The sequence below is a fragment of the Halobacillus salinarum genome (assembly GCF_022919095.1).
GTDB lineage: Bacteria > Bacillota > Bacilli > Bacillales > Halobacillaceae > Halobacillus_B > Halobacillus_B salinarum.
The window spans coordinates 3930226-3951815 of the sequence record NZ_CP095073.1; the positions used below are offsets into that span (position 1 = coordinate 3930226).

At 42.8% G+C, this 21590-nt stretch carries 19 protein-coding genes; 3 read left to right on the forward strand and 16 right to left on the reverse strand.

Features of this window, described 5'->3' with window-relative positions:
* Positions 1–9: 9 nt before the first annotated feature.
* The 6 genes from MUN89_RS20245 to nikB all read right to left on the reverse strand — a co-directional run bounded on the left by MUN89_RS20245 (position 10) and on the right by nikB (position 7089).
* Positions 10–1626 (reverse strand): gamma-glutamyltransferase family protein, encoded by a 1617-nt coding sequence (locus MUN89_RS20245; protein ID WP_244709891.1) that lies wholly within the window; start codon positions 1624–1626, stop codon positions 10–12.
* Positions 1627–1696: 70 nt separating this feature from the next.
* Positions 1697–2671, reverse strand: a complete 975-nt coding sequence (locus MUN89_RS20250; RefSeq protein WP_244709893.1) for an ABC transporter ATP-binding protein — start codon at positions 2669–2671, stop codon at positions 1697–1699.
* The gene (locus MUN89_RS20255) at positions 2643–3647 is read right to left on the reverse strand and encodes an ABC transporter ATP-binding protein (protein WP_244709895.1); all 1005 of its coding nucleotides are present in this window, start codon (positions 3645–3647) and stop codon (positions 2643–2645) included. Before MUN89_RS20255 ends, MUN89_RS20250 begins: the two co-directional genes overlap by 29 nt.
* A gap of 7 nt (positions 3648–3654) precedes the next feature.
* The gene (locus MUN89_RS20260) at positions 3655–5199 is read right to left on the reverse strand and encodes a glutathione ABC transporter substrate-binding protein (RefSeq protein ID WP_244713970.1); all 1545 of its coding nucleotides are present in this window, start codon (positions 5197–5199) and stop codon (positions 3655–3657) included.
* 22 nt (positions 5200–5221) lie between these two features.
* Complete coding sequence (locus MUN89_RS20265; RefSeq protein WP_396266122.1) at positions 5222–6112, reverse strand: ABC transporter permease; 891 nt, start codon at positions 6110–6112, stop codon at positions 5222–5224.
* Positions 6113–6147: 35 nt separating this feature from the next.
* Entirely contained in the window at positions 6148–7089 is a 942-nt protein-coding gene (nikB, locus tag MUN89_RS20270; protein WP_244709898.1) for a nickel ABC transporter permease, read from the reverse strand.
* Between the two features lie 308 nt (positions 7090–7397).
* Between nikB and MUN89_RS20275 the strand changes: the two genes are divergently transcribed.
* Positions 7398–7865, forward strand: coding sequence for an Lrp/AsnC family transcriptional regulator (locus tag MUN89_RS20275; protein WP_244709900.1), 468 nt, complete (start codon positions 7398–7400; stop codon positions 7863–7865).
* 272 nt (positions 7866–8137) lie between these two features.
* Here the strand turns inward: MUN89_RS20275 and MUN89_RS20280 are convergent, their stop codons facing one another.
* Positions 8138–9280, reverse strand: a complete 1143-nt coding sequence (locus MUN89_RS20280; RefSeq protein ID WP_244709902.1) for a LysM peptidoglycan-binding domain-containing protein — start codon at positions 9278–9280, stop codon at positions 8138–8140.
* Positions 9281–9582: 302 nt separating this feature from the next.
* Here MUN89_RS20280 and MUN89_RS20285 point away from each other — a divergent pair, with 302 nt between their 5' ends.
* Complete coding sequence (locus MUN89_RS20285; protein ID WP_244709903.1) at positions 9583–10608, forward strand: hypothetical protein; 1026 nt, start codon at positions 9583–9585, stop codon at positions 10606–10608.
* Positions 10605–12359 (forward strand): CBM96 family carbohydrate-binding protein, encoded by a 1755-nt coding sequence (locus MUN89_RS20290; protein ID WP_244709905.1) that lies wholly within the window; start codon positions 10605–10607, stop codon positions 12357–12359. The genes MUN89_RS20285 and MUN89_RS20290 overlap by 4 nt, the downstream gene beginning before the upstream one ends.
* 450 nt (positions 12360–12809) lie before the next feature.
* On the opposite strand, the gene MUN89_RS20295 is transcribed toward MUN89_RS20290, so the two are convergent.
* The 9 genes from MUN89_RS20295 to MUN89_RS20335 all read right to left on the reverse strand — a co-directional run bounded on the left by MUN89_RS20295 (position 12810) and on the right by MUN89_RS20335 (position 21556).
* Positions 12810–13580: an SDR family oxidoreductase gene (locus MUN89_RS20295; RefSeq protein WP_244709907.1), complete on the reverse strand. Its 771-nt coding sequence runs from the start codon at positions 13578–13580 to the stop codon at positions 12810–12812.
* A 477-nt stretch (positions 13581–14057) separates the two neighbouring features.
* Entirely contained in the window at positions 14058–15113 is a 1056-nt protein-coding gene (locus MUN89_RS20300; RefSeq protein WP_244709909.1) for a DctP family TRAP transporter solute-binding subunit, read from the reverse strand.
* Between the two features lie 14 nt (positions 15114–15127).
* A complete protein-coding gene (locus tag MUN89_RS20305) occupies positions 15128–16408 on the reverse strand; it encodes a TRAP transporter large permease (RefSeq protein ID WP_244709910.1) in 1281 nt (426 codons plus the stop codon).
* A complete protein-coding gene (locus tag MUN89_RS20310) occupies positions 16408–16941 on the reverse strand; it encodes a TRAP transporter small permease (protein WP_244709912.1) in 534 nt (177 codons plus the stop codon). Before MUN89_RS20310 ends, MUN89_RS20305 begins: the two co-directional genes overlap by 1 nt.
* Positions 16942–17192: 251 nt before the next feature.
* Positions 17193–17750, reverse strand: a complete 558-nt coding sequence (locus MUN89_RS20315; RefSeq protein WP_244709913.1) for a nitroreductase family protein — start codon at positions 17748–17750, stop codon at positions 17193–17195.
* A 154-nt stretch (positions 17751–17904) separates the two neighbouring features.
* Positions 17905–18969: a beta propeller repeat protein gene (locus tag MUN89_RS20320; protein WP_244709915.1), complete on the reverse strand. Its 1065-nt coding sequence runs from the start codon at positions 18967–18969 to the stop codon at positions 17905–17907.
* Positions 18970–19251: 282 nt separating this feature from the next.
* On the reverse strand, positions 19252–19506 hold the full coding sequence (locus MUN89_RS20325; protein ID WP_244709917.1) for a hypothetical protein: 255 nt from the start codon (positions 19504–19506) through the stop codon (positions 19252–19254).
* A gap of 252 nt (positions 19507–19758) precedes the next feature.
* Positions 19759–20916 carry a DUF2264 domain-containing protein gene (locus MUN89_RS20330; RefSeq protein WP_244709918.1) on the reverse strand — a complete coding sequence of 386 codons (1158 nt, stop codon included), beginning with the start codon at positions 20914–20916 and terminating at the stop codon, positions 19759–19761.
* On the reverse strand, positions 20909–21556 hold the full coding sequence (locus tag MUN89_RS20335; RefSeq protein ID WP_244709919.1) for a YesL family protein: 648 nt from the start codon (positions 21554–21556) through the stop codon (positions 20909–20911). Before MUN89_RS20335 ends, MUN89_RS20330 begins: the two co-directional genes overlap by 8 nt.
* Positions 21557–21590 lie beyond the last annotated feature (34 nt).

The window sequence follows — 21590 nt, forward strand, 5'->3', positions numbered from 1 at the left end:
TTCCTTTAACTAATAAGCTGAAATCGTGCCATCCGTACGAGCTTCAGTCCCTCCGTAAAGAACGCCCGATTCAGGATCCCGCCAAATAATCTGGCCTCTTCCAAAAGCTCCGGTTTCCAGTTGGACTTCAACCTTATGACCTCTTCGGCTTAGAGCTTCGGCGATATGTTTTGGAAAATCAGGCTCCACCCAAACCGTCTTGTCTTTCATCCACTGCCACCTTGGTGCATCAAGCGAAGCCTGAGGATTTAAATGAAAGTCAATGGTATTCATGAGGACCTGCACATGGCCTTGAGGCTGCATAAATCCACCCATGACACCGAAAGGTCCGACAGCTTGGTTGTTCCTAGTTAAGAAACCTGGAATAATCGTATGGTATGACCTCTTGTTACCCGCCAGGCAGTTCGGATGAGTCCTGTCCATTGAAAAGTTATGCCCTCTGTTTTGCAGGGCAATTCCTGTGTCCGGAACGACGAGTCCAGAACCAAATCCCATATAATTGCTCTGAATAAATGAAACCATGTTTCCTTCTCGATCCGCGGCTGCTAAGTACACAGTTCCGCCTTTAGGAGGCTCTCCAGCTGCCGGCATACTCGCTCGTTCGCTGATTAACCTTCTTCTACTATCAGCATACGCTTCGTTCAATAAGTCCCCGGAAGTAAATTCCATAGCAGCTGAATCCGCTACGAACTGCTGTCCGTCAGCAAAGGCAAGCTTAAGTGCTTCGATTTGTTTGTGATATGTATCCACATTTTCTTTTTCAGTAACCTTCAGTCCATTTAATATATTTAAGGCAGATAAGGCGACAATGCCTTGACCATTAGGCGGAATTTCCCAAACATCAAATCCCCGGTAGTTGACATGGATCGGATCGACCCATTCCGGTTCATATTTTTCTAAATCACTCTTCCGAAGAAACCCTCCGTATCCCGAAGAAAAACGATCCATTTTATCCGCGAGCTCGCCATGATAAAAACTTTCAGCCTTAGTCTCCGCAATTTCTCTCAGCGTATCGGCATGACCCTTCGACGACCAGATCTCACCAGCCTTTGGCGCCCTTCCATCCGGAGCAAATGTTTCAAACCAGTGGACGAATTCTTCCCCGTCCAACGTCTGTTTAAACTTCTCAGCTGCTGATTTCCAGAACTTCCCTAAAACCGGAGTGACTGGATAACCTTCCTCCGCATAACGAATCGCCGGCGATAAAAGATCTTTAAAAGGAAGTTTCCCAAACCTCCGTGATAACTCAGCCCACGCCCCTGGTGCCCCTGGAACGTTCACTGGTGTAAACCCATATTTAGGGATTTCATTCAAGCCCCTTTCATGGAGAGCATCAATAGAAATAGAGGCAGGAGAACGCCCGCTTCCATTCAATCCATACAGCTTATCTTTCACCCAGACGAGCGCAAACGCGTCCCCTCCAATACCATTGGAAGTTGGTTCTACCACTGTTAATGCTGCAGCTGTGGCAATGGCCGCGTCGACCGCGTTTCCCCCTTGCTGCAGGATCGTCAGGCCGGCTTGAGCTGCCAGCGGCTGAGAAGTAGCTACCATACCATTTCTGGACATAGTTGTATTCCTAGTCTTTTCATATGGGTTGTATAAGTAATCTAATTCTAAGTCCATTGCACTTACAAGCTCCTTTTCTAAAAAATTGGCGCTTCCTTCCTATCATAAAGGAAAGAGTTTTTGACTGTTAAACTTCATGGCAGGCAACAAAATGACCGTCTTTTACTTCTCTCCATTCCGGTCGTTCCTTTCTACAGCGCTCATGAGCAAGCGGGCAGCGGGTATGGAACGGGCAGCCGCTTGGATAATCCGCTGGATTGGGAAGCTCTCCCTGAAGCTTTATCCGCTCTCTTCTTTTACCCGGAACAGGCCTTGGGATGGCAGATAATAACGCTTTAGTGTATGGATGAAGAGGTTCTGAAAACAATTTTTCTGCAGATGCCAGTTCTGCTGAAGCTCCCAAATACATGACAAGAACGCGATCGCACGTATGGCGAACGACACCTAAATCGTGGGAAATAAATAAATAAGTCAATTGATGGGAGGTTTGCAGTTCTTTCAGAAGCTGGATAATTTGAGCCTGTACCGATACATCAAGTGCTGAGACGGCTTCATCACAAACAATGAAAGAAGGATTTAAAGAAATCGCCCTCGCAATCCCGATACGCTGCCTTTGGCCTCCACTGAATTCATGCGGGTACCGATCCACATGTTCCTCTTTCAGCCCAACTTCTACTAACAGCTTTTTAACTCTTTCTCTTCGTTCCTTTTTACTCAACTTCGTATGAATAATAAAGGCTTCTTCAAGAGCATCACCAATACGCTGTCTGGGGTTTAATGACGCAAAGGGATCTTGAAAGATCATTTGCATTTCTTTTTTATATTTTATAAATTGGCGGTCAGACAGCCCCCCTATTTCTTCTCCTCGGAATTGGATAGATCCAGCCGTCAGGCTTTCCAATCCTAGAATTGTCCGTCCAAATGTGGATTTACCACACCCGGACTCTCCTACCACACCAAGGGTTTCCCCTTCCATGACGTCTATGGATATATTTTCGACAGCTTGAACGTTTGAAATTGTTCTTTTTAAGAAGCTGCTTTTGACAGGATAATATTTTTTTACATCACTTACTTTAAGAATAGGCTCTGCCTTTGGCATCATTGACCTTCACCTCCTGCTGAAGCCAGCACTTCGAAAGATGCTGGCTGGAAATCTTAAATTGGGGTGGATCTTCCTGACTGCATTGCTCCATCGCATAAGGACAGCGAGGATGAAAACGACAACCAGTTATCTTTTCATTTAAGTTGGGAAGCGAACCTGGAATAGCTTGAAGCTTGGCATCAGCGTCATCCACATTCGGTACTGAAGCAAGCAGCCCTTGAGTATAGGGATGTTCAGGGCTTGAGAATATTTCTTCAACAGTCCCAGTTTCGACAACATCACCGGCATACATGACCATAACTCGATCCGCTACTTCAGCTACGACTCCCATATCATGGGTGACCATAATCACTCCCATGCCTAACTCTTCTTTGAGACTGTCTATTAAATCGAGAATCTGCGCCTGTATCGTAACATCCAATGCAGTTGTCGGCTCATCAGCAATTAACAGCGAAGGATTGCATGCAAGGGCCATGGCGATCATCACTCGCTGCCTCATCCCGCCGCTCAACTCATGAGGGTATTGCTTCAAGCGTTTATCAGGATTGGAAATGCCCACTTGAGCTAACAATTCCACGGCCCTGCTGCGCGCTTCTTTTTTATTCAGTCTTAAATGCAGCTTAAGCGGCTCGATGATTTGATAGCCAATTGTAAAAACTGGATTTAGGGCGGTCATTGGTTCCTGAAAAATCATTGAAATTTCATTTCCCCTGAGCCTTCTCATTTGTTCTGATTTTTTCGTTGTCAGTTCTTCTCCTTTATATTGGATCGATCCGCTGGTAATTTCTCCATTAGCAGGAAGAAGCCCCATCACAGACAGGGTCGTGATGCTCTTTCCGCATCCTGATTCCCCGACAATACACAAGGTTTCTCCTTTATTAACTGAGAAGGAGACCCCCCGAACAGCAGAGACCTTACCCGCTGCTGTTCGAAAGGAAGTCACTAAATCATTCACATTTAATAGTTGTTCATCCATGCTACCCCTACTCTCTATGGACTTTATACAGGGACCATTGTCCAGTCGGGTCAATCTGCAATCCTTTCACGGATTGATCGTAAGCCGCTGTCACAACACCATGGTGCATAGGAATCCAGACCGCGTCTTTAACCGCAATCATGTTCGCTTCACTTAGCTTTTGTTTACGAACATCCTGGTCGACTGTAACCCTGGACTCATTGACGAGTTTGTCGAATTCTTTATTGTTATAAGCCATTCGGTTGGAAGACCCGATGTTATCTGAATGAAGGTTCGGATAAAGCAGTTCGCTGCCGTCGGCTGTACTGTTCGACCAGCCTAGGAACGTCATTTCAAAATCTCCTTTTGATGTAGTATCAAGAAATGTGCCCCATTCCATCGTTTCAATTTCAACATTAAGCCCTGCTTCCGTCAGCTGGGACTGGACGATTTCAGCCATCTTCATATACATATCCCGGTTGGCGGCCAAGAGTGTAATTTTCTGACCTTTAAATCCATTATCTTCAATCATTTGTTTCGCTTTTTCAGGATCATAGCTGTAACCTGCATCCGCAGCTTCTTCATCATATCCGAACACTTTTGGTCCGATGATGCTTTCATTTTTTATCCCTAACCCTTTAAGCTGCTTTACATAAGCCTCACGGTCGATCGCATAAGACACAGCTTTTCTAAAGTTCAAGTCATTAAACGGAGCCTTATTCATATTAAACCCAAGATAATAAACAGGCGTACCTTCTTTTTGCTGAGTTTCTACACTTTTAATGGACTCAATTCTAGGGAGCTGTTCAGTAGGGATCGCATCAATAAACTGAACTTCACCTGTCTGAAGCATGGAAACAGCGGTGGAATATTCCGGAACGACTTTCATCGTTACTTTCTCCAGCTTCGGTGCACCCTGCCAGTAGTCATCATTTTTTCTTAATGAAACGTGATCGCCCTGAACCCATTCTTCAAATACAAACGGTCCCGTTCCAACGGGATTCTTATTCAGTTTGCCGGATTTGTCTGCTTCAGGACTCACGATTGACGCGTTCGTGTGGCATAATGCAGCTAATAAAGGTCCATACGGTTCCTTTGTTTTGATAACTACGGTATGTTCATCCTTAGCCTCTATCGATTCTACAGGTTCAAGCAGAGAAGCCCGCGGAGCCGCCCGCTCTTCGCTTTTAAACTGTTCAAATGTATATTTAACAGCTTCTGCATTAAAAGGTGTGCCATCGTGGAATTTAATTCCTTCTTTCAAGTGGATGATCCACGTTTTATCATCCGGGTTCTCATACGATTCAGCGAGCAATGGTTTAATCTCCATCGTTTCAGGATCACGGGTAAACAAGGTTTCATAAACTTGCTCGATCATGGCTGAGGAAACAGAATCATTTGTATCAATTGGGGAGAGTCCCACAACATCAGAAGTTGTCGCATAAGTAAGCTCCTGTTCCACATTGGTTTTTCCTGAGTCACTTTCTTCTGTGGAAGAACTGCTGCTACACCCCGCTAAAGCAAACACCACTAGTAAAAAAGCTGTAAACCAAGCCCATTTGCATGATTTCATCAATAAAAAACCTCCTAATAGATTAATTCTCCAATTCCATATTTGGGTCCAAGGCGTCTCGTAAACCGTCACCAACAACATTAAAAGCAAACACGACCAGCATAATCGCAATACCAGGAATAATCGTTAAGTGAGGAGAAGTAAACATGAAATCCTGTCCGGTGGCAATCATGGCTCCCCATTCCGGCGTAGGCGGCTGGGCACCTAATCCGAGAAAACTGAGAGCAGCAGTAGAAAGGATTGCTGTTGCCATACGCATGGTTGCAAATACGATTATGGGAGCCGTACAGTTAGGGAGGATATGCTTAAGAAGGATTCTCGTATGGCTTGCACCAAGCGACTTCATAGCTAATATGTACTCCTCATTTTTGACAGACAACACGCTCCCTCTGACAATACGGGCACATGTTGGAACCGACCAAATACTGATAGCGATCACGACGTTGAGCAAGCTCGTTCCCAGCATCGCGATAATTAGCATCGCCAATAGAATGCCTGGAAAAGCAAATAACAGATCTACAATTCTCATGATGACAGCATCCAGCTTTTTAAAATACCCGGATAACAGTCCGAGCGTGATCCCGCCAATTAGTCCTAGTGTGACGGACGCTATTCCTACAATGAGTGAAATTCTTGCCCCAAAGACGAGTCTTGTCCACACATCTCTTCCATAATTGTCTGTCCCCAGCCAGTGCCCATCTGAACCGATGCCAAGCTCCGCACTCGCTAAATCTTGTTTGACGGGATCATAGGCTGAAAACCACGGTGCAAAAACGGCCAGAATGACTTGTACAGTAATGATGATCAGCCCGAAAACAGCTAGTCGGTTTTTCAATAATCTTTTTAATGTTGTAAATACAATCTTCTCTTTCGATTGATCAGCTGTTGACGACTGAATGCGTTCTTCTGACATAGAACTTGTACCAGCCATGCTTCAACCTCTCCCTTCTACTCATAATTAATTCTTGGATCAATGAATGCATATACGATATCAACGACCAAGTTCACCACCACAAACAAGGTTGCAACGAGTAAGACTGTCCCTTGAACTATAGGAAAATCCCGGGCAGCGATCGCATCAATCATCAACCTGCCGACTCCATTTATCGCAAATACTTGTTCCGTTATAATTGTCCCGCCTAAAAGAAAGCCGAAATTTAAGCCAATAACAGTAATGACAGGAATCATGGCATTTCTTAAGGCGTGTACCCAGATCACAGTTTTGCCTTTTACACCTTTTGCCCTGGCTGTTCGAATATAATCCGCACGAATCACTTCAAGCATCGCGGATCTGCTCATTCGTGCAATCATGGCAGCAGACGCTGTACCTAACGTGATAGCTGGAAGAATCAGCTGTTTCAACCCTTCTATTGTCCAAATCGGAGCATTCAGTCCACCTACAGGCAGCCATTGAAGATTTACTGAAAAAATTAAAATCAGCATTGCACCAAGCCAGAAATTAGGGATGGAGATTCCAGCAAGCGCAACCGTCGTACTGGAAAAATCAAACCAGGAATTTTGTTTGATGGCAGAAATAATTCCTGCAGGGACACCGATAAGGATGGCAACAATCATACTGGCAACAGCTAAATTTAATGTCTGTGGAAAACGAGTCGCAATCGCATCACTGACTGCCTGGTGGTTTTGGAAGGAATAACCTAGATCCCCCTGCAGTACCCCTCCTAAGTAGTCGAAATACTGTACAAGAACCGGCTTGTCTAATCCCAGCTCCACTCTAATGGCTGCCAGATCTGATTCTGTTGCTGTCGGACCGCCAATAATGGTGGCCGGATCTCCTGGTGCAATATACATACTCATAAAGACAAGAAACGAAATCCCAAACAACAAAAGCAGGAGCTGCAAAAATCGTTTTACGATTAAACCCGCCATTTCACCAACCTCCTTTCTCTTAGAATCAAGCTTTTAAATTTTAACTAAGAAAGTCAAAATTCGTGATAACACTTACAAAAGTTAATTAAAATTCTGTTTTTAATTAACAAACGGTAATTCTATAGTTGTAGATTATAAGCGAATCCCCATCAAAATGAAACCCCTTTTTGCTAAAAATTTTTATTTTTCGTTATTTTCTAACTATTTTCGCTTTGAATTTGAAACCCTTCTCTAAAAGTGCTAAAATCTTGACGAATAACATTGCTTTTTAAACAAAATCTGGAAATCGATTTTAAAGGAGGGTAACGATGCAGGAACAAACAAAATCAAAAATCGATGAGATAGATAAAAAAATTATTCAATTATTGATAGATGATGGCCGTATTTCTTATGCAGATATCGGAAAAGAATTGGGTCTCTCACGTGTAGCCGTGCGTTCAAGAGTCAACCAGTTAATCGACTGTGGAGTTATAGAAAAATTCACAGCTGTGATTAACAGCGAAAAAGTAGGCAAACAAGTATCTGCCTTTTTTGAGGTGGATTGCGAACCCCGTTCACTAGTGGAAGTCGCCGAAAATTTGGCGAACAACCCCTATGTAGCCAGCTGCTACCAAATGACCGGTCCAAGCACGCTTCATATGCATGTATTAGTGGAAGACTTTAAAGAATTAGAATCGTTCATTAACAACGAACTTTATGCTTTAGAAGGAATTACCCGGGTTGAGAGCCACACCCTGTTACGAAGATTCAAAAGCCGCAGCGGTTTAAAACTATAAAAAGGACAAGGCCCCCGAGGAACGGGACCTTGTCCTTTTATTTAGCTGCAATGATGCTAGGCTTCTTTAGTAATAAGCGTTATGTGAAAGTCCATAAAAAATTCTCTCTTCCTCTATTTTCCTCTACTTCTCTTCTCCAAGGTTTTCAAACAACCGTCGATCTTCTCATTAATTTCAATTATCCATGACCCATACCTGCTAAAGCAGCGGAATCTATTTTTCCCAAGGATCACGAAGCAAAGCAACTAAAAATTTGTTAGTTCCGAGGATTGTCACTTCGGAATTCTCAAAACTGATCCCCTAATGATAAGTGCAGGGTTCGCAATGTGATTGGAGGCAGCAAGAAATTCCACACTCGTCCCAAACCTTTTTGCGAGACTGTAAAGCGTATCTCCCGGTTTCACGGTATATAGAAATGATGAAGAAGGAATCCATAACACTTGTCCCACGGAAATATAACTGACATCAGCAAGCTGGTTCAGCTCGGCAATCTCTTTTACCGAAACCCCATACTTTACAGCAATCCGATAAAGAGTATCCCCACGTTGAACTGTATAGCGTGAAAATTTCTGAGAAGAGAACGGGATCGTTAGCATTTGTCCGACTTGAATGACGCTTGGATTTAAAATATGATTCTCTTCTGCCAGCTGCCTGACTGTCAATCCATACATTCCAGCAATGCCGTATAAAGTATCACCGGATTTTACCGTATAAATCATTACGTCTTCCCTCATAGTTAGAAGCTGTCCGACGGTGACGAATTGGTACCCCCGGCCCTCAAGGTCATGGATGATACCAGGCAAAGCAGCCGGAGTTCCTTGTGCACCTGCGCCAGTGTGCATGAGAACAATCGCACCGGGTTGAATCCCTGAAAAAATCCGGTTTGAAATCTGTTCAGAGGATAGACCTTTCCAATCAAGCGTATCAATGGTCCATTGAATGGTAAAAGCATATCCTGCACTACCAACTTCATTCAATACAGAAGCATTCACGGAACCATAAGGGGCGCGAAACAACGGCTTCGTCGTATGGCCTGTAATATGGTTAACAGCCGCTTCCGCTCCATTTAATTCTTGTTTGATTTCCGTATTATTCAGGGTGGAAAAATCAGCGTGGGAATAAGAGTGGTTGCCTATTTCATGACCTGCGTCGGCAATATCTCTTACAGAATGAGGGTGGTTTTCAGTACCTTGGCCAGTGAGAAAGAAAGTTGCCGGAACTTGGTACCGGTCTAGAACATCTAAGATGAGATGGATATTCGCACCGTCTGCTCCATCATCAAAGGTCAAAGCAGCAACTTTGTTTGACGTGCTTCCTTTTGTAATCAACTGAGAACTAGCTGCGAAAGTGGCAAACGGAAAACTGAAGATAACTGCGGCTGTCACTAGAAGAACGAAAGGTCCATTTTTTCTCATATCACTCACCTCTTCTGTAATGTCATGCTACAAAAATTTGTAAGCTTGCTGACTGATAGGAGAGTCTACGAAAAAGAAGCTATACTTTCATTTCATAGTTCTATTATACCTCTTTTTTTCATAGTTTTATACGAAACATTATAATGAACACTTGATATTTTCAACAAAATATTAAAGGTCCATATAAGGACGTGTTAAATAATGACAAATTATAGTATATTTTTACTTGCCATTATATAAAAACGATGAAAGGGGGATAGGAATAAACAACTAAAAAAAGAGAAAACAGGATGTGAGGAACTATGTGGCGAAAAAAAAGTTTATTTATCTTGGTCGTGCTGCTTACTCTTTTTGCTGCCTCAGGCTTTCTGAATAATTCCGTCTTCGCGGAGCCTTCCTTAAGTATTGATTCTCCTAAGGACGGAGCTGAACTCGAAGGAAAAATCGTCCGCATCTCCGGCTCTTATCATGAAGTTACAAATATACAATTAATCATCAATGCCTCTGATACTGTACAAGTGCAATCAGAAGCTGCGAATGATCAATCAGGAACCTGGTATTACGATCTTGACACTTCAAAATATGATGGCAATGTGGAAATTCTTGCTACCGGCACTAATACCGCTACCCGATATACAATTTGGTCGAATCGAATCAACATAACCATTAACAATCCCCGCTCTTCCAGACCTGAAGTTATTATAAAAAATCCAAAAGACGGCGAGCAGTTAACGAGAAACAGCAGGTTGGACATTGATGTAGAGAGTGAAAATTCTATTAGAAAAGTAGAAATACGTATCAATGGCTCCCGCTGGTTACCAGTTCGGGAAAAATATCGAAATCGTCGTTTTGAATGGCGCAGTAATTTTATGAAAGGATTATGGAAAGACCAAACGATTAGTTTGGAAGCACGAGCCACAGACGTTTACGGTAACACAGGCTACAGCATGACAACCTACGTGGATATTGGTAAAGGATCAGATGAAACTACAGAATTTGTAAAGCAGGATCGGGCGATGTGGATTTGGGAAAATGCATCGTATAATCTCCTCTATAATAAAGGATCCCGCACGGTGCTTGACGCAATGGCCAAGGACACCAAAACTTTCGGTCAGGATCCCGTCACCACCTTATATTTAGGAGTAGACCGCTACTTCGGCGTTGATATGCTCGAAGATGAAAGAGAAAAAGTACGAGACCTAGTCAGCTGGGCGCATGAAAAAGGTTATAAAATACAAGCGCTTATTGCGGGAGGCACAACCCCCCTTTCTTTGGCGCCTATGAACAATACCACCAGCTTGCTATCAAAGAATTCGAAAATATCTTGAATTACAACATCTCATCTAAAGAGAATGAGAGATTTGATGGCGTAAATATTGATATTGAACCTTATATTGCACCTGAGTTTAAAACCAAGAAACCTTCCTTGCAGCGCCAATATTTAGACCTGCTTCAGACTTTTATGGACCGCAAAAAAGCGGCAGGTTCTGGAATCTATGTAGGAGCTGCCATCCCTAGATGGTATGATTCTTCATCTTACGCGGAAAACATAACTTGGGGAAAAAGTGGTCAGGAAACAACAAAATGGCTCTCCCAGCATGTTCAGGACATTGTTGATTATATTTCCATTATGGATTACCGCGACCAAGCTGAGGGATCTGCTGGAATTATTGCCCAGGCGCAGGGAGAAATTGACTATGCAAAAGAAATCGGTAAACCTAACTCTGTTGTACTAGGTGTAGAAACGAAGGATATAGCTGACGGCGGAGATCCGGAAGTGATCAGCTTCCGAGAAGAAGGGCGAAGCTATATGGAACAGGAGCTTGACAAAGTTGAAAACGCTTTCGGAAATGATGCTGCTTACGGAGGTATTGCTCTGCACCATTATGACACGATTCGTTATCTTCCCTCCGAATGGAGTTCTGATGCGGTCTATTGGAAGCCGCCTGCCGACTCCAAGCCACCGACCAGGATAACCGGTCGCTTAAGCGCTGTACCTTTCGATTACCAAAGCGTTACCCTAACCTACGGAAGAGCCTATGATAATCAGGAAGTGGAAGAATATCGGATTTACCGCAGTACTACACCTTGGTTTTTCCCTAACGAAGAAAACTATGCCGGTTCTTCCAGAGGTCTTGATTTTAACGACACCGGGTTATTGCCTGATACGACTTATTTTTATAAAGTAGCTGCTGTGGACGTCAACGGCAATACTGGGCCAGTTTCATTTTTAGCCCGAGCAACAACGAAAAGCACCGAACTAAAACCAATGATTATCCATAGTGCGTCCTTGGAGTTTGATGGCTCGAAAGGAAACGTCCAGTTAAAAGTCGTGGATAAAGAAACGAACGAAGGTTTGAAAGCTGATGTAGGCGGACGTTTCACAATGCTGAGCGGAAAATATGTAAATATTAATACCGAGCCTTCTGGAGAGGCAGCCTTTAGTTCAGAATCTTTAGGGAACAAAAAAGGCAAGCTTGGCTTCAAAGTAAACAACGTTAACAAACCAGGTTATTATTGGGCTTCCGCCTATGACGAGAACAAAGAATTAACTACAGAATGGAGTAAGCAAACAACTCCGATCGCAGAAGACTCTTACGTCCGGAGCGGTGCGAATGGTGATGAAAATTACGGAAGCTCCACACTGCTGGAAATAAAGGACGTGCTTGATTCCATCAGCAGCCAATACGACCGTGTTTCTCTATTAAAATTTAACCTCAACTCTATGACTCAATCGAATGTCACCCATGCCTCCCTTCACTTTTACGTCGACAGAAGTGTTACAGACAGCACTGTTTCAAAGGTTCCTGTCACCCTAACCGGTCTAACAGGCGACCAATGGAGTGAGGAGACGGTCACCTGGAATACCAGGCCCGCTGTAACTGAAGAAGCAAGTCCTATCGGAACGATGGACATTACTAGTAAAGGCTGGTACACCATTGATATTACAGATTATGTGAATAAAGAAATGGACGATAAAATAATAACTCTTCAACTTTCAGATACTAATGGAACAGACAGGAGCGTAAAGGTGCACAGCAAAGAAAATGACAATCCAGCTTACGTTGAGTGGTATTAATAAAAAGCCATCCTCTTTGATAGGAGGATGGCTTTTTAGATTTCTAATCCTATTCTATTTTAATTAAGTGTGATCCCTATTTTAAGAACAAACCTTTTCTATCTCCAAATGATAAGTTCTTGGCAGTACATCTTTCGATTTTATATCATCCAAAAAAAGTTGGGCCTTGGCTTGAGTGTTAAAGAAACATTCCTCGTTCCGCTGGCAGAAAATTAACTGGGAGTCTTTTTCCAAACTGCCCACTACTCGATATTTCACTCAATTACCCTCGTCATCACATTGCTAATTTACAGAATTACTTTTACCGAAGTGTTAATAATATTCTGCAATAATGTGACTGCTTCAAGTATAACATCACACATGTGTTTTCCAACTCATTTAAGCAAAAAAATGGGAAAAATAATGCCTTTTCGTCATGGCTTCATCCCAGTAGTGCCAACAATCTTCAACTTACAACAGCGACTCTGCCCCATCGACAAAAACCTCTGTACCGGTGACATGACTTGCTTTTTCAGAAACTAAATAACAGACTAGATCGGCCACTTGTTCAGGTGATCCTGGTCCATTTTCCAGCGGCTGTTTTCCATCTGGATATTCAACCGGAATTTCCACTTCTTCCAGATGGCCTTTCTTCTCTGTATTTTGATCAATATTTGTACGGATCGCTCCTGGACAGATGGCATTCACACGAATTTTATAAGCAGCAAGTTCAAGCGCTGCCATTTTCATAAAAGCGGCTTGTCCTGCTTTAGAGGTGCTATAAGCAGACATCCCTATATTAGAAAAGGTGCGTGTTCCATTTACAGAGCTCGTAATAACAATGCTTCCTCCACGTTGTTTTAAGTAGGGAATACTGTGTTTGACCATAAGAAAAGTACCTTTTAAATTAATCTGTATGGTTTTTTCCCATTCTTCTGCCCCAAGCTCTTCAATAGGAGCAAATGTACCGTTAATCCCGGCATTTTCAAACACTACATCCAGCCTGCCCCAGTGCTTATTCACTTCTTCCAGCCCTGCAATCACTCTTTGTTCATCAGACACATCAAGATCTATGGCCATGGCTTCTCCACCAAGACTTACAATCTTGTCTTGAACATCCATTGCGCGGTGTTCTTTTACATCCATAATGCCTACCCGAAAGCCTTCTTCTGCTAGACGGAGCGCAGATGCTTTACCGATTCCAGAACCGCCTCCTGTAACAATGGCTACCTTTTTATCCATTTTGTTCCTCCTTGAAAGTATTGAGTTTCCCATACCCCATATCCAGAAAAATATGCATAAGATAAGGGACGGGGACATAATTAAAAACCTTTCCTCTAAAGACGAACAATGAAGGGGAGAGAAATTCCTAGTCTGACTAAATAATCGCTTCCTTTGCTTCGTTTTCACCCGATTGAAATGCGAAGAATTCAGCAGAAACGGCACATCAGAAGTCCTCGTAAACAAGCGATTTCTGCTTTATGGAAGAGTTCATGGAAAGGAAGTTTGATTAAAACCGGCATGTCCTGTGCCACATTTAACTGCCTTGCGGAAATGGAAATCTTCTGTCGGTGAGGCCTTGCTCCCACTACCTTACAAGAAGTGGAAGTTCAACTAACCTAAAAATCCGAACGATGGTGAAGTTATCGTAAAAAGTACACCTTCATTCGGATTTTATATGGGCTAAGACTCTTTATACCCAGCCCCTTTTCTTAAAGTTCACTTTTGGGATTCAGTCTCTTTTTCAGCTTGTTGAATATCTTTTTTCAGCTGCTCAAGAATTGCTTTCCCATCCTTACCGACTCTCTCTACATATTCCTTTTGAACAGACTGAGCCTTCTCTTTAAATGTTTTTCTCTGCCTTTCTGACAATTCATTAATTTTAATGGAACTGTTCTTTTTAATTGCTTTTAGTGCTTTTTGGTTATAATCCTTTTGAATCTCAAAAGATTCACCCTTCATTTCCTCTATCGTTTCATCAATCATGTTCTGCACATTAGACGGAAGACGTTCATAACGCTCCTTGTTGACAACAGTGCTTGTCGTATACAACGAATGACGGGAAAGGGTGAGATGACTTTGGACTTCATAAAATTTCATCTGTTCGATTGCAAAAAGTGGATTCGTCTCCCCATCAATCATGCCTAATTGAAGACCACTGTATACCTGCTCATAAGGAACAGGTGTTGGATTCGCCCCATAAGCTTGATAAGATGAAACAATTAAGGGTGACGGCATCGTTCGGAATTTTACTCCTTCGAAGTCTTGAGGTTGCTGCATCTGCTTATTAGACGTCCAGTCGTTAAAACCTTCTGTCCAATAAGACATTGGCTTTACTCCTTTTTCTTCAAACTTTTTTGATAATAAATCATACAATGCCGGACTTTCATTTAATACTTTTCTATTCACATCCATGTTATCGGAAAAAAGGAAGTTTAATAACAATACCTGTGACTCCGGTACAAAGGTTCCAATATTTCCTGGAGAAACAATCGCGAAATCAACGGCCCCCATTTGCACGAGTTCAAATTGAGTAACCGCATTTCCTAACTGCCCTACGGGATAAATATCGACTGCAATTTCTCCATTTGATTTTTCCTCCAGTTTTTTCTTAAATTCTTCCACGTAAGAGTTTTGGACGGATGAGGGGGATTCCTCATGGACAAATCGAAATACATACTTCGGGGAATCCTCCCCTCTTGTTGTTTCCGACCCGCCGCTGCCACAGCCTGCTAGAAGCATGGCTGTTGAAAGGAAGACTAGCAATATCCTCATGAACGCTTCCCTCCCTATTCGGTGTAAAAAATTTGATAAGACGTAAGAATTTCTGGAAACAAGATAAACAATGCTGAAGCTAGCAATAAGAGAATCATATAAGGCCAGATCCCTTTTATGATTTCTTTATAAGGCCGTTGAAAAACAGCAATGGCCGTGAAAATATCCACTCCAAAGGGAGGAGTAGCTGAACCAATAGCTGCCTGCAGCGTAATAATAACTCCCAGAGCAACAGGGTCAATGCCCGCATTCATTGCTACTGGATAAAAAATCGGCGTTAAAATAATAATGACGACAAGTGGATCGACAAACATGCAGCCCAAAAAGAAAAACACGGCAACAATAAACAGGACATACGTTTGTGACGGATCACTGCCGAGTACGGCTTGAGTAATTTCCTGCGGGAGTTTCGCATACGCAAGCATCCAGCTGAGTGCCGTACCGGAAGCAACAAGGATAAAAACTGCAGCCGTTACAATAGCCGTAGATTCAGCAATTTGAAAGAGCTGTTTAATTTTCACATCTTTATAAATAAAAACTTCCAGAACAATTGCATACAATACGGATACTGCGGCGGCTTCTGTCGGACTGAATACACCAGCGTAAATCCCTCCGATAATTAACACGGGAAACCCAAGTGGAAGCAAAGCATTTTTTGTTGCCGTTACCCGTTCCTTCCAAGTCGCTTTCTGTTGTATGCCGAGCTTTTGGACTCGAGCAAGTGTGTAGCTGTAAATCGCAAACATGAAAAAGATAATTAAACCAGGGATGACACCCGCAATAAACATTTCACCTACGGACGTTCCAGATACAACTCCGTAAACAATCATCGCAATACTCGGTGGAACAATAAGCGCGAGGTCACTGGCATTGATAATCAGGGGAATCGCCTGTTTATCTTTATAGCCGACTTCAAGAAGGCGCTCTCTCATTGGTTTTCCAACTGCGACAACGGTGGCCTGAGTCGAGCCGGAAATGGAACCAAATAACGTACATGCGGCCGCTGTAGTGATCGCATACCCTCCTCGTAAATGACCGAGGAAGCTTCCTACAAAATCTAATAACCGTCTTGACGTCCGGCCGGAAGCCATAATGTCAGCGGCATAGATAAACATAGGGACTGCCAAAAGGACAAATGTTTTGATTCCTAAAGTGAACTGCTGAATCATTACCATGAGATCCAGCTCAGGGAAAAAGACTAGTCCGACGATAAGCGGACCTAAAAAGAGCGGAACCATCATCGGATAACCGAGGAATAAAAAAAGAAACATGATACCAAGTAGCAGCCAAAGCATTAGTTCCCCTCCTTTTCCTCGGGAAAAATTGCAAGCGTACCGTCTATCATACGATTTGCGTAACGAATATTTAAGTACCCTTCATACGCATATTGAACCGCACCAAAAAATAACCCAAGCGGAACAAATAACATGATGAGATAAAGCGGAAAGCGTAAAGCCGGTGTTACACGTTCGACATCATAGAGGAACCACGTGTAGCGAACGCCATAATACGTAAGAAAAAATAGCAGACCCGACGTTGAAAATGTGGTGAAAATAACTAAGTATTTTCTGAATCGAAATGGAAGCATCTCTACGAATGCCGTCATTTTCAGATGCCTTCCATTCCTGGCACAGTAGCTTAACCCAACAAAAGTGACAAGGATTAAAAAGAATTGTCCCACTTCTTCCGCATAGGTCAGACTATTGCCAAGAAAAGACCTGGCGATGACATTCGCTAACAGCACTACTGTCATGCCGATGATAGACCAGCTGATAATCCACTTTTCAACGAGGGTCTGGCCTCTGTCCCATTTTTTTAGCCACTCCATTTCACTTCCTCCTTTTATATTTCCATCGAGTTACAAATATCCGCTCATTTTATCATTCAAACATAATATTTTTAAAAAAATAGTTATTTTCCCCCGTTATTTGAGTTTATTTTACAATAATATACATTTTATTAGTATAATTTAAAAAGCAGTGAATTCGTATATCTTTAGAAGAACAGAGAAGGATGGAAACGGGGATAAAACCAAAAAAACATCCCTTCTTTTCATGAAAAGAAGGGATGTTTAGAAGGCTATTTCTTTTTATAAATACTGAGCTTGTTTTCCACAGCCGTACGATCTTTAGCTTTTGGTTTTGTGTCAAAGTAACCGAGATGCAGAAAGCCGACTATTTTTTCGCCTGGTTCTACACCTAAAAGCTCACGAACGCGAGGTTCGTGAATTTGAGGATTGGTTTTCCAAACCACTCCAAGCTTCCGCTCCCAGGCAAGAAGCTGGAAGTTTTGAATCATGCAGCTGATCGCTCCGAAATTTTCTTCCCACTGTTTCTGGCGTGGGTCCTCCTGCATAACAGCAATAAGGAAAGCAGCGGGCTGACTGAAGTAGTTTCTGCGGTTTTCCTGCATGTCACGAGGAAAGGTTTGGACTAAGTCTTCCACAAAATCCCCGGTTTCAGCTGTCGGTACAAAGATAAACCGCCACGGCTCACGAAGGCCATGTGTCGGTGCCCAGCGTGCATCATCGAGCAGTTCAATAATCAACTCTTCTGGAACTTCTTTATCCAAGTAGCCTTTTTTAATGGATCTCCGTTCACGAATAATTCTAGCAAGCTCTGTTTTTGTATTTTCCATGTATTTTCACCTACATTTTTGGAATGTCAGTTCATGATAATGATAATTGTTCTCAATCAATGTGTCAAATGCATTTTGCCATATATTTTACCAGTGTATGTTTGAGCTTAACTATGAATGATTACTTTTTCTCCTGCCACCTTTATACAATGCACTATTCAGTGACTACTAAACTTGTCGGATGCTGGGATGTAAATTTATCTTTCCACTGCACACTTAGACGTTCCCACCTGTCATCCTCTGCGCTCAGGCGAAACAATCCAAGGTTATTCATCGCATAAAATATGCCGTTTTCCACAGGATCGGCTGCAAGCGTGTGAATGTAAGCCCCTTCTTTTGGAAGTCCTTCCGCAGCTTCCTTCCAAACCTGCTCCCCTTTTTTACGGTATATCGTTGAATATAAGGAGGACTGATGAGCTTTAAGCGGACTTTCAGCTGCTGATACTAAGCGATCTTCCGGGTCATTTGAATGGAGTACCATATTGTACAAATAAGGATGGTTCTCCAATCCTTCACTCTTATACGTCCACGTCTTCCCTTCGTCTTCACTTTCTGAATAAGAATGACCGGCTGCCATAAAGCCATCGCCGCAAGCCGCATACAGTTGTCCAGGACGTTCAGGGTGCGCCAGAATCGTATGGGCGTCAAGCGGACTAAGGAATGAACGGTCTTCCCAAGTTTCTCCATGATTGGCAGTACGGATGACCGCCCCGAATTCAACGGAAGCAGTTAAATGGTTTTCATCCACAAAGCCAGGAGTAATCCAACGGATGTGACTGGTAAATGGACGCGGTGGAAATTGCCAATTTGCCTTTGAAGGCAGATTCTGTACTCCCTTGAATTCTGTCCAGCTTTCTCCGTGATCTTCTGAAAAATAGAGGGCACTCGGCTCCGTACCCGCATATACAATATGATTTCCATTCTTCTTTTTATAAGGGTGGACAGCCACAGCAGATAAATGCGCTGATTTAATTCCTTGCCCTTTCATCGGTTCATGGTAAGAATTCACCTGGCCGATGGCATGAAAACTATTGCCGCCGTCTTCACTCTTCCACAAGCCATGACCGTAAGTAGCGCAGTAGACCCTGTTTTTGTTCCCGGGATCTACTGCGATTCTAATCGGCTCGGTGCCTTCTAGTCTTGAGTATTGATTATATCCTTGATCAGTCTCCTCTATAATAAATAATTCGTCCTGCATCCCTAAAAAGAATTTTCTCATTATAAAACTCCTTTTCTATGTTCTTGTCCTATGTATCTCATTCCTTTTTTATTTCTTAAGGAAACTAAAAGTAATTTGTCCTCGTCTCTTTTAGCTAACATCACTTATCCAAATAGTTAGGTAATGAATCACTAGAAGAAGAATTACTTATCGTCCGGGTGCAGAAAGGAAAGTAAGGAAGCCAGCACAATACCAGGTTTCATTAAAAAAGGGCGGCTTTGAATTAAAAAAGTTCCCAACTGACACTAGGTCAATGGGAACTTTTATTAGTCAAGGGGCGGGTCAGCCCATTTTTAAACCCTGATACTGTGGTTTCACCGATTCGCTGACATATTTTCTGCAAACTCTCTTAAATTTCTTTTCATCATTTCCAACTTCCGGGCTTACAAGCTCGTCGATATCCTTTCCGTTTCGATCTACACGGATGACATCTTCACGATTCATCTTCGTAAAAGTATAGCGATTCGCCGTAATCGGACATTGGTAGGCATACTCCATTGTGTGATTCTTGTTTAATTTGTTAAGAAACTTGAACATCAAAAACTCTCCTTACGTTAAAAAAATCTCTCTTCAAGCTATATCGTATAAATAAGCGTTTTCTTTAGCGGTTCACTAAAATTCATCACGAAAAAATGCCTTCTGGAATTTAATGAGAGTCCAGAAGACATTGAGCTATCTTATTTAACCAAAAAGGAAGTTCCGCCGACACTTGATCGTTTCACAGCGGCCCTGGTTTCCACGTGGATGTTTTACACCCTATTGCTAGCTGCTTCTGTGTATCATTATCTATCAATCGTACACTTGCTCTTCTTTCCACGCCTTATCTATCTGGAATGCCTGTCCGCCCCATGCTTTCTTCGCCGTCCAATCCATATTGTCACCTGTCCAGAACTCGTGATAATAAGGAAGTCCTAGCGGAAGAAATACTGCCGTACACAAATAGACACTTCCTGTAGATATGTATCGTTCGCCGATCCCCGGCTGATGCCCGGAAAATCCAATAGTAAGCCAGTTATCATGAGTAAATGTTCCGGGTGCACCCAATGACTTTCGAATAACAGCCGTTAATGCGCTGCGTACTTGGGCCGGTGCAAGCTCCTCAGGCAGGTCGTCCTTCCAAGCATGCCGGGCAAGGCTTTGAAAGGCACCACAGCGATAAGCAATTGAGCGGCCGACAGGAGGAAAAGTACCATCTGGCGAAATGAGTCTTTCCTGAATAGCGGCGTATCGCTTCGACCTTCCTTGTATCTTTCTTTTTTCCTCTTCCCAGTCCGGGTATTCACTTCCTATCGTTTCGATAAGATCTAACAGCATTGGATGGATAACAAAACTATTATAGGCATCATAGTGGAATGCAGGACCATCACTGTAAATGCCATCGCCTAAGTACCAATGATCAAATTGTTTTAAGGCATAATCGATTCTCATCCGGTCCCAATCTGCTTCTCCCACTTTAAACAAGGCGGCCTCAATGATGGCAGAGAACAACAGCCAATTGGAGAAGACTGGTTTTTTCGCCCTCGTCTCTTTAAGCGCATGGATCACGTTATCCTTGACCCGACTCTCAAGCTTCTGCCATAACTCGTCAGGGGCTCTTAAAAGGGCTTGAGCGAGAAACGCGGTGTCTACAAGCGTCTGTCCTCCTTCAGTAAAATTCATAAAGTCTTCTGAATCAGAATCCGTTGCTGCATCGATGGCCTCTCTTGCTAAATGGCAGTAAGACAATCTAAGCTCTTCTTCGTTCCTTTCAACCGAAGCTTCGAGCCATGGAGCCATTCCAACGAGCAGCCTGGCCAATGCTTCTAAATAAGTAAAATCTTCACGATTTGTTCCTTCGATCATTTCAACAGGCATGACTTTCTTTAATTTCTGTTCTTTTAATGCATGAAGAACAGGATCCGCTATTTTCAGCATCATAGAAAGCCATTCTGTCCGCTCCTCATTCATTTTTCTTCCCCGCTTCCGTGTAACCAGATTTCAACTCAATTCTCTTAAACGCGCAATGAGCAAACCACATAGCCGTAAAGCTTAAGCAGCTGCCGGTCAATACGGGGATAACCCCTGGCACTGCCATGCTGATCAAATAATACAAAACTGCACTTAGTACGATCATAACCGTCATTAATGGAGATGAAAAACCCACAAGAAATGCGAATTTGATGCAGTCGAGAACCTTTACTTTGTAATGGGAATAAACGGGGAAAATATAGAGCAGGATCATTCCATAAATAAAGCTGATAAACAGCAGAAGATAGGATAGAACCTGACCAGTGAAAGTGTTCATCGCTCCTGCTATCCGGTAATTCATAATTAATAGAATCCCAAAAGCAGTCAGCACCAGACCCAGGAGATTCGCTTTTATAAAGCTAGCTTTATACTCTTTCCAGAACGTTTGAAAAATCGGAAGATCCTCCTGGCCCCTGATCCATTTTCTTTCGACAGCAAACATGGAGGCGGTCGCCGGAAAGAAACCAAAGAGGACTAATCCTAAAAGCGTAAAGACAATCCATAATAGGTTAAGCCAGGCAAAACGCATGATCCAAACACAAATTTTGTATATCCCACCTGAAAAGCCTGCATCCATCATTCATCCTCCTATATTCGTATAAAAAGGAAGAAGA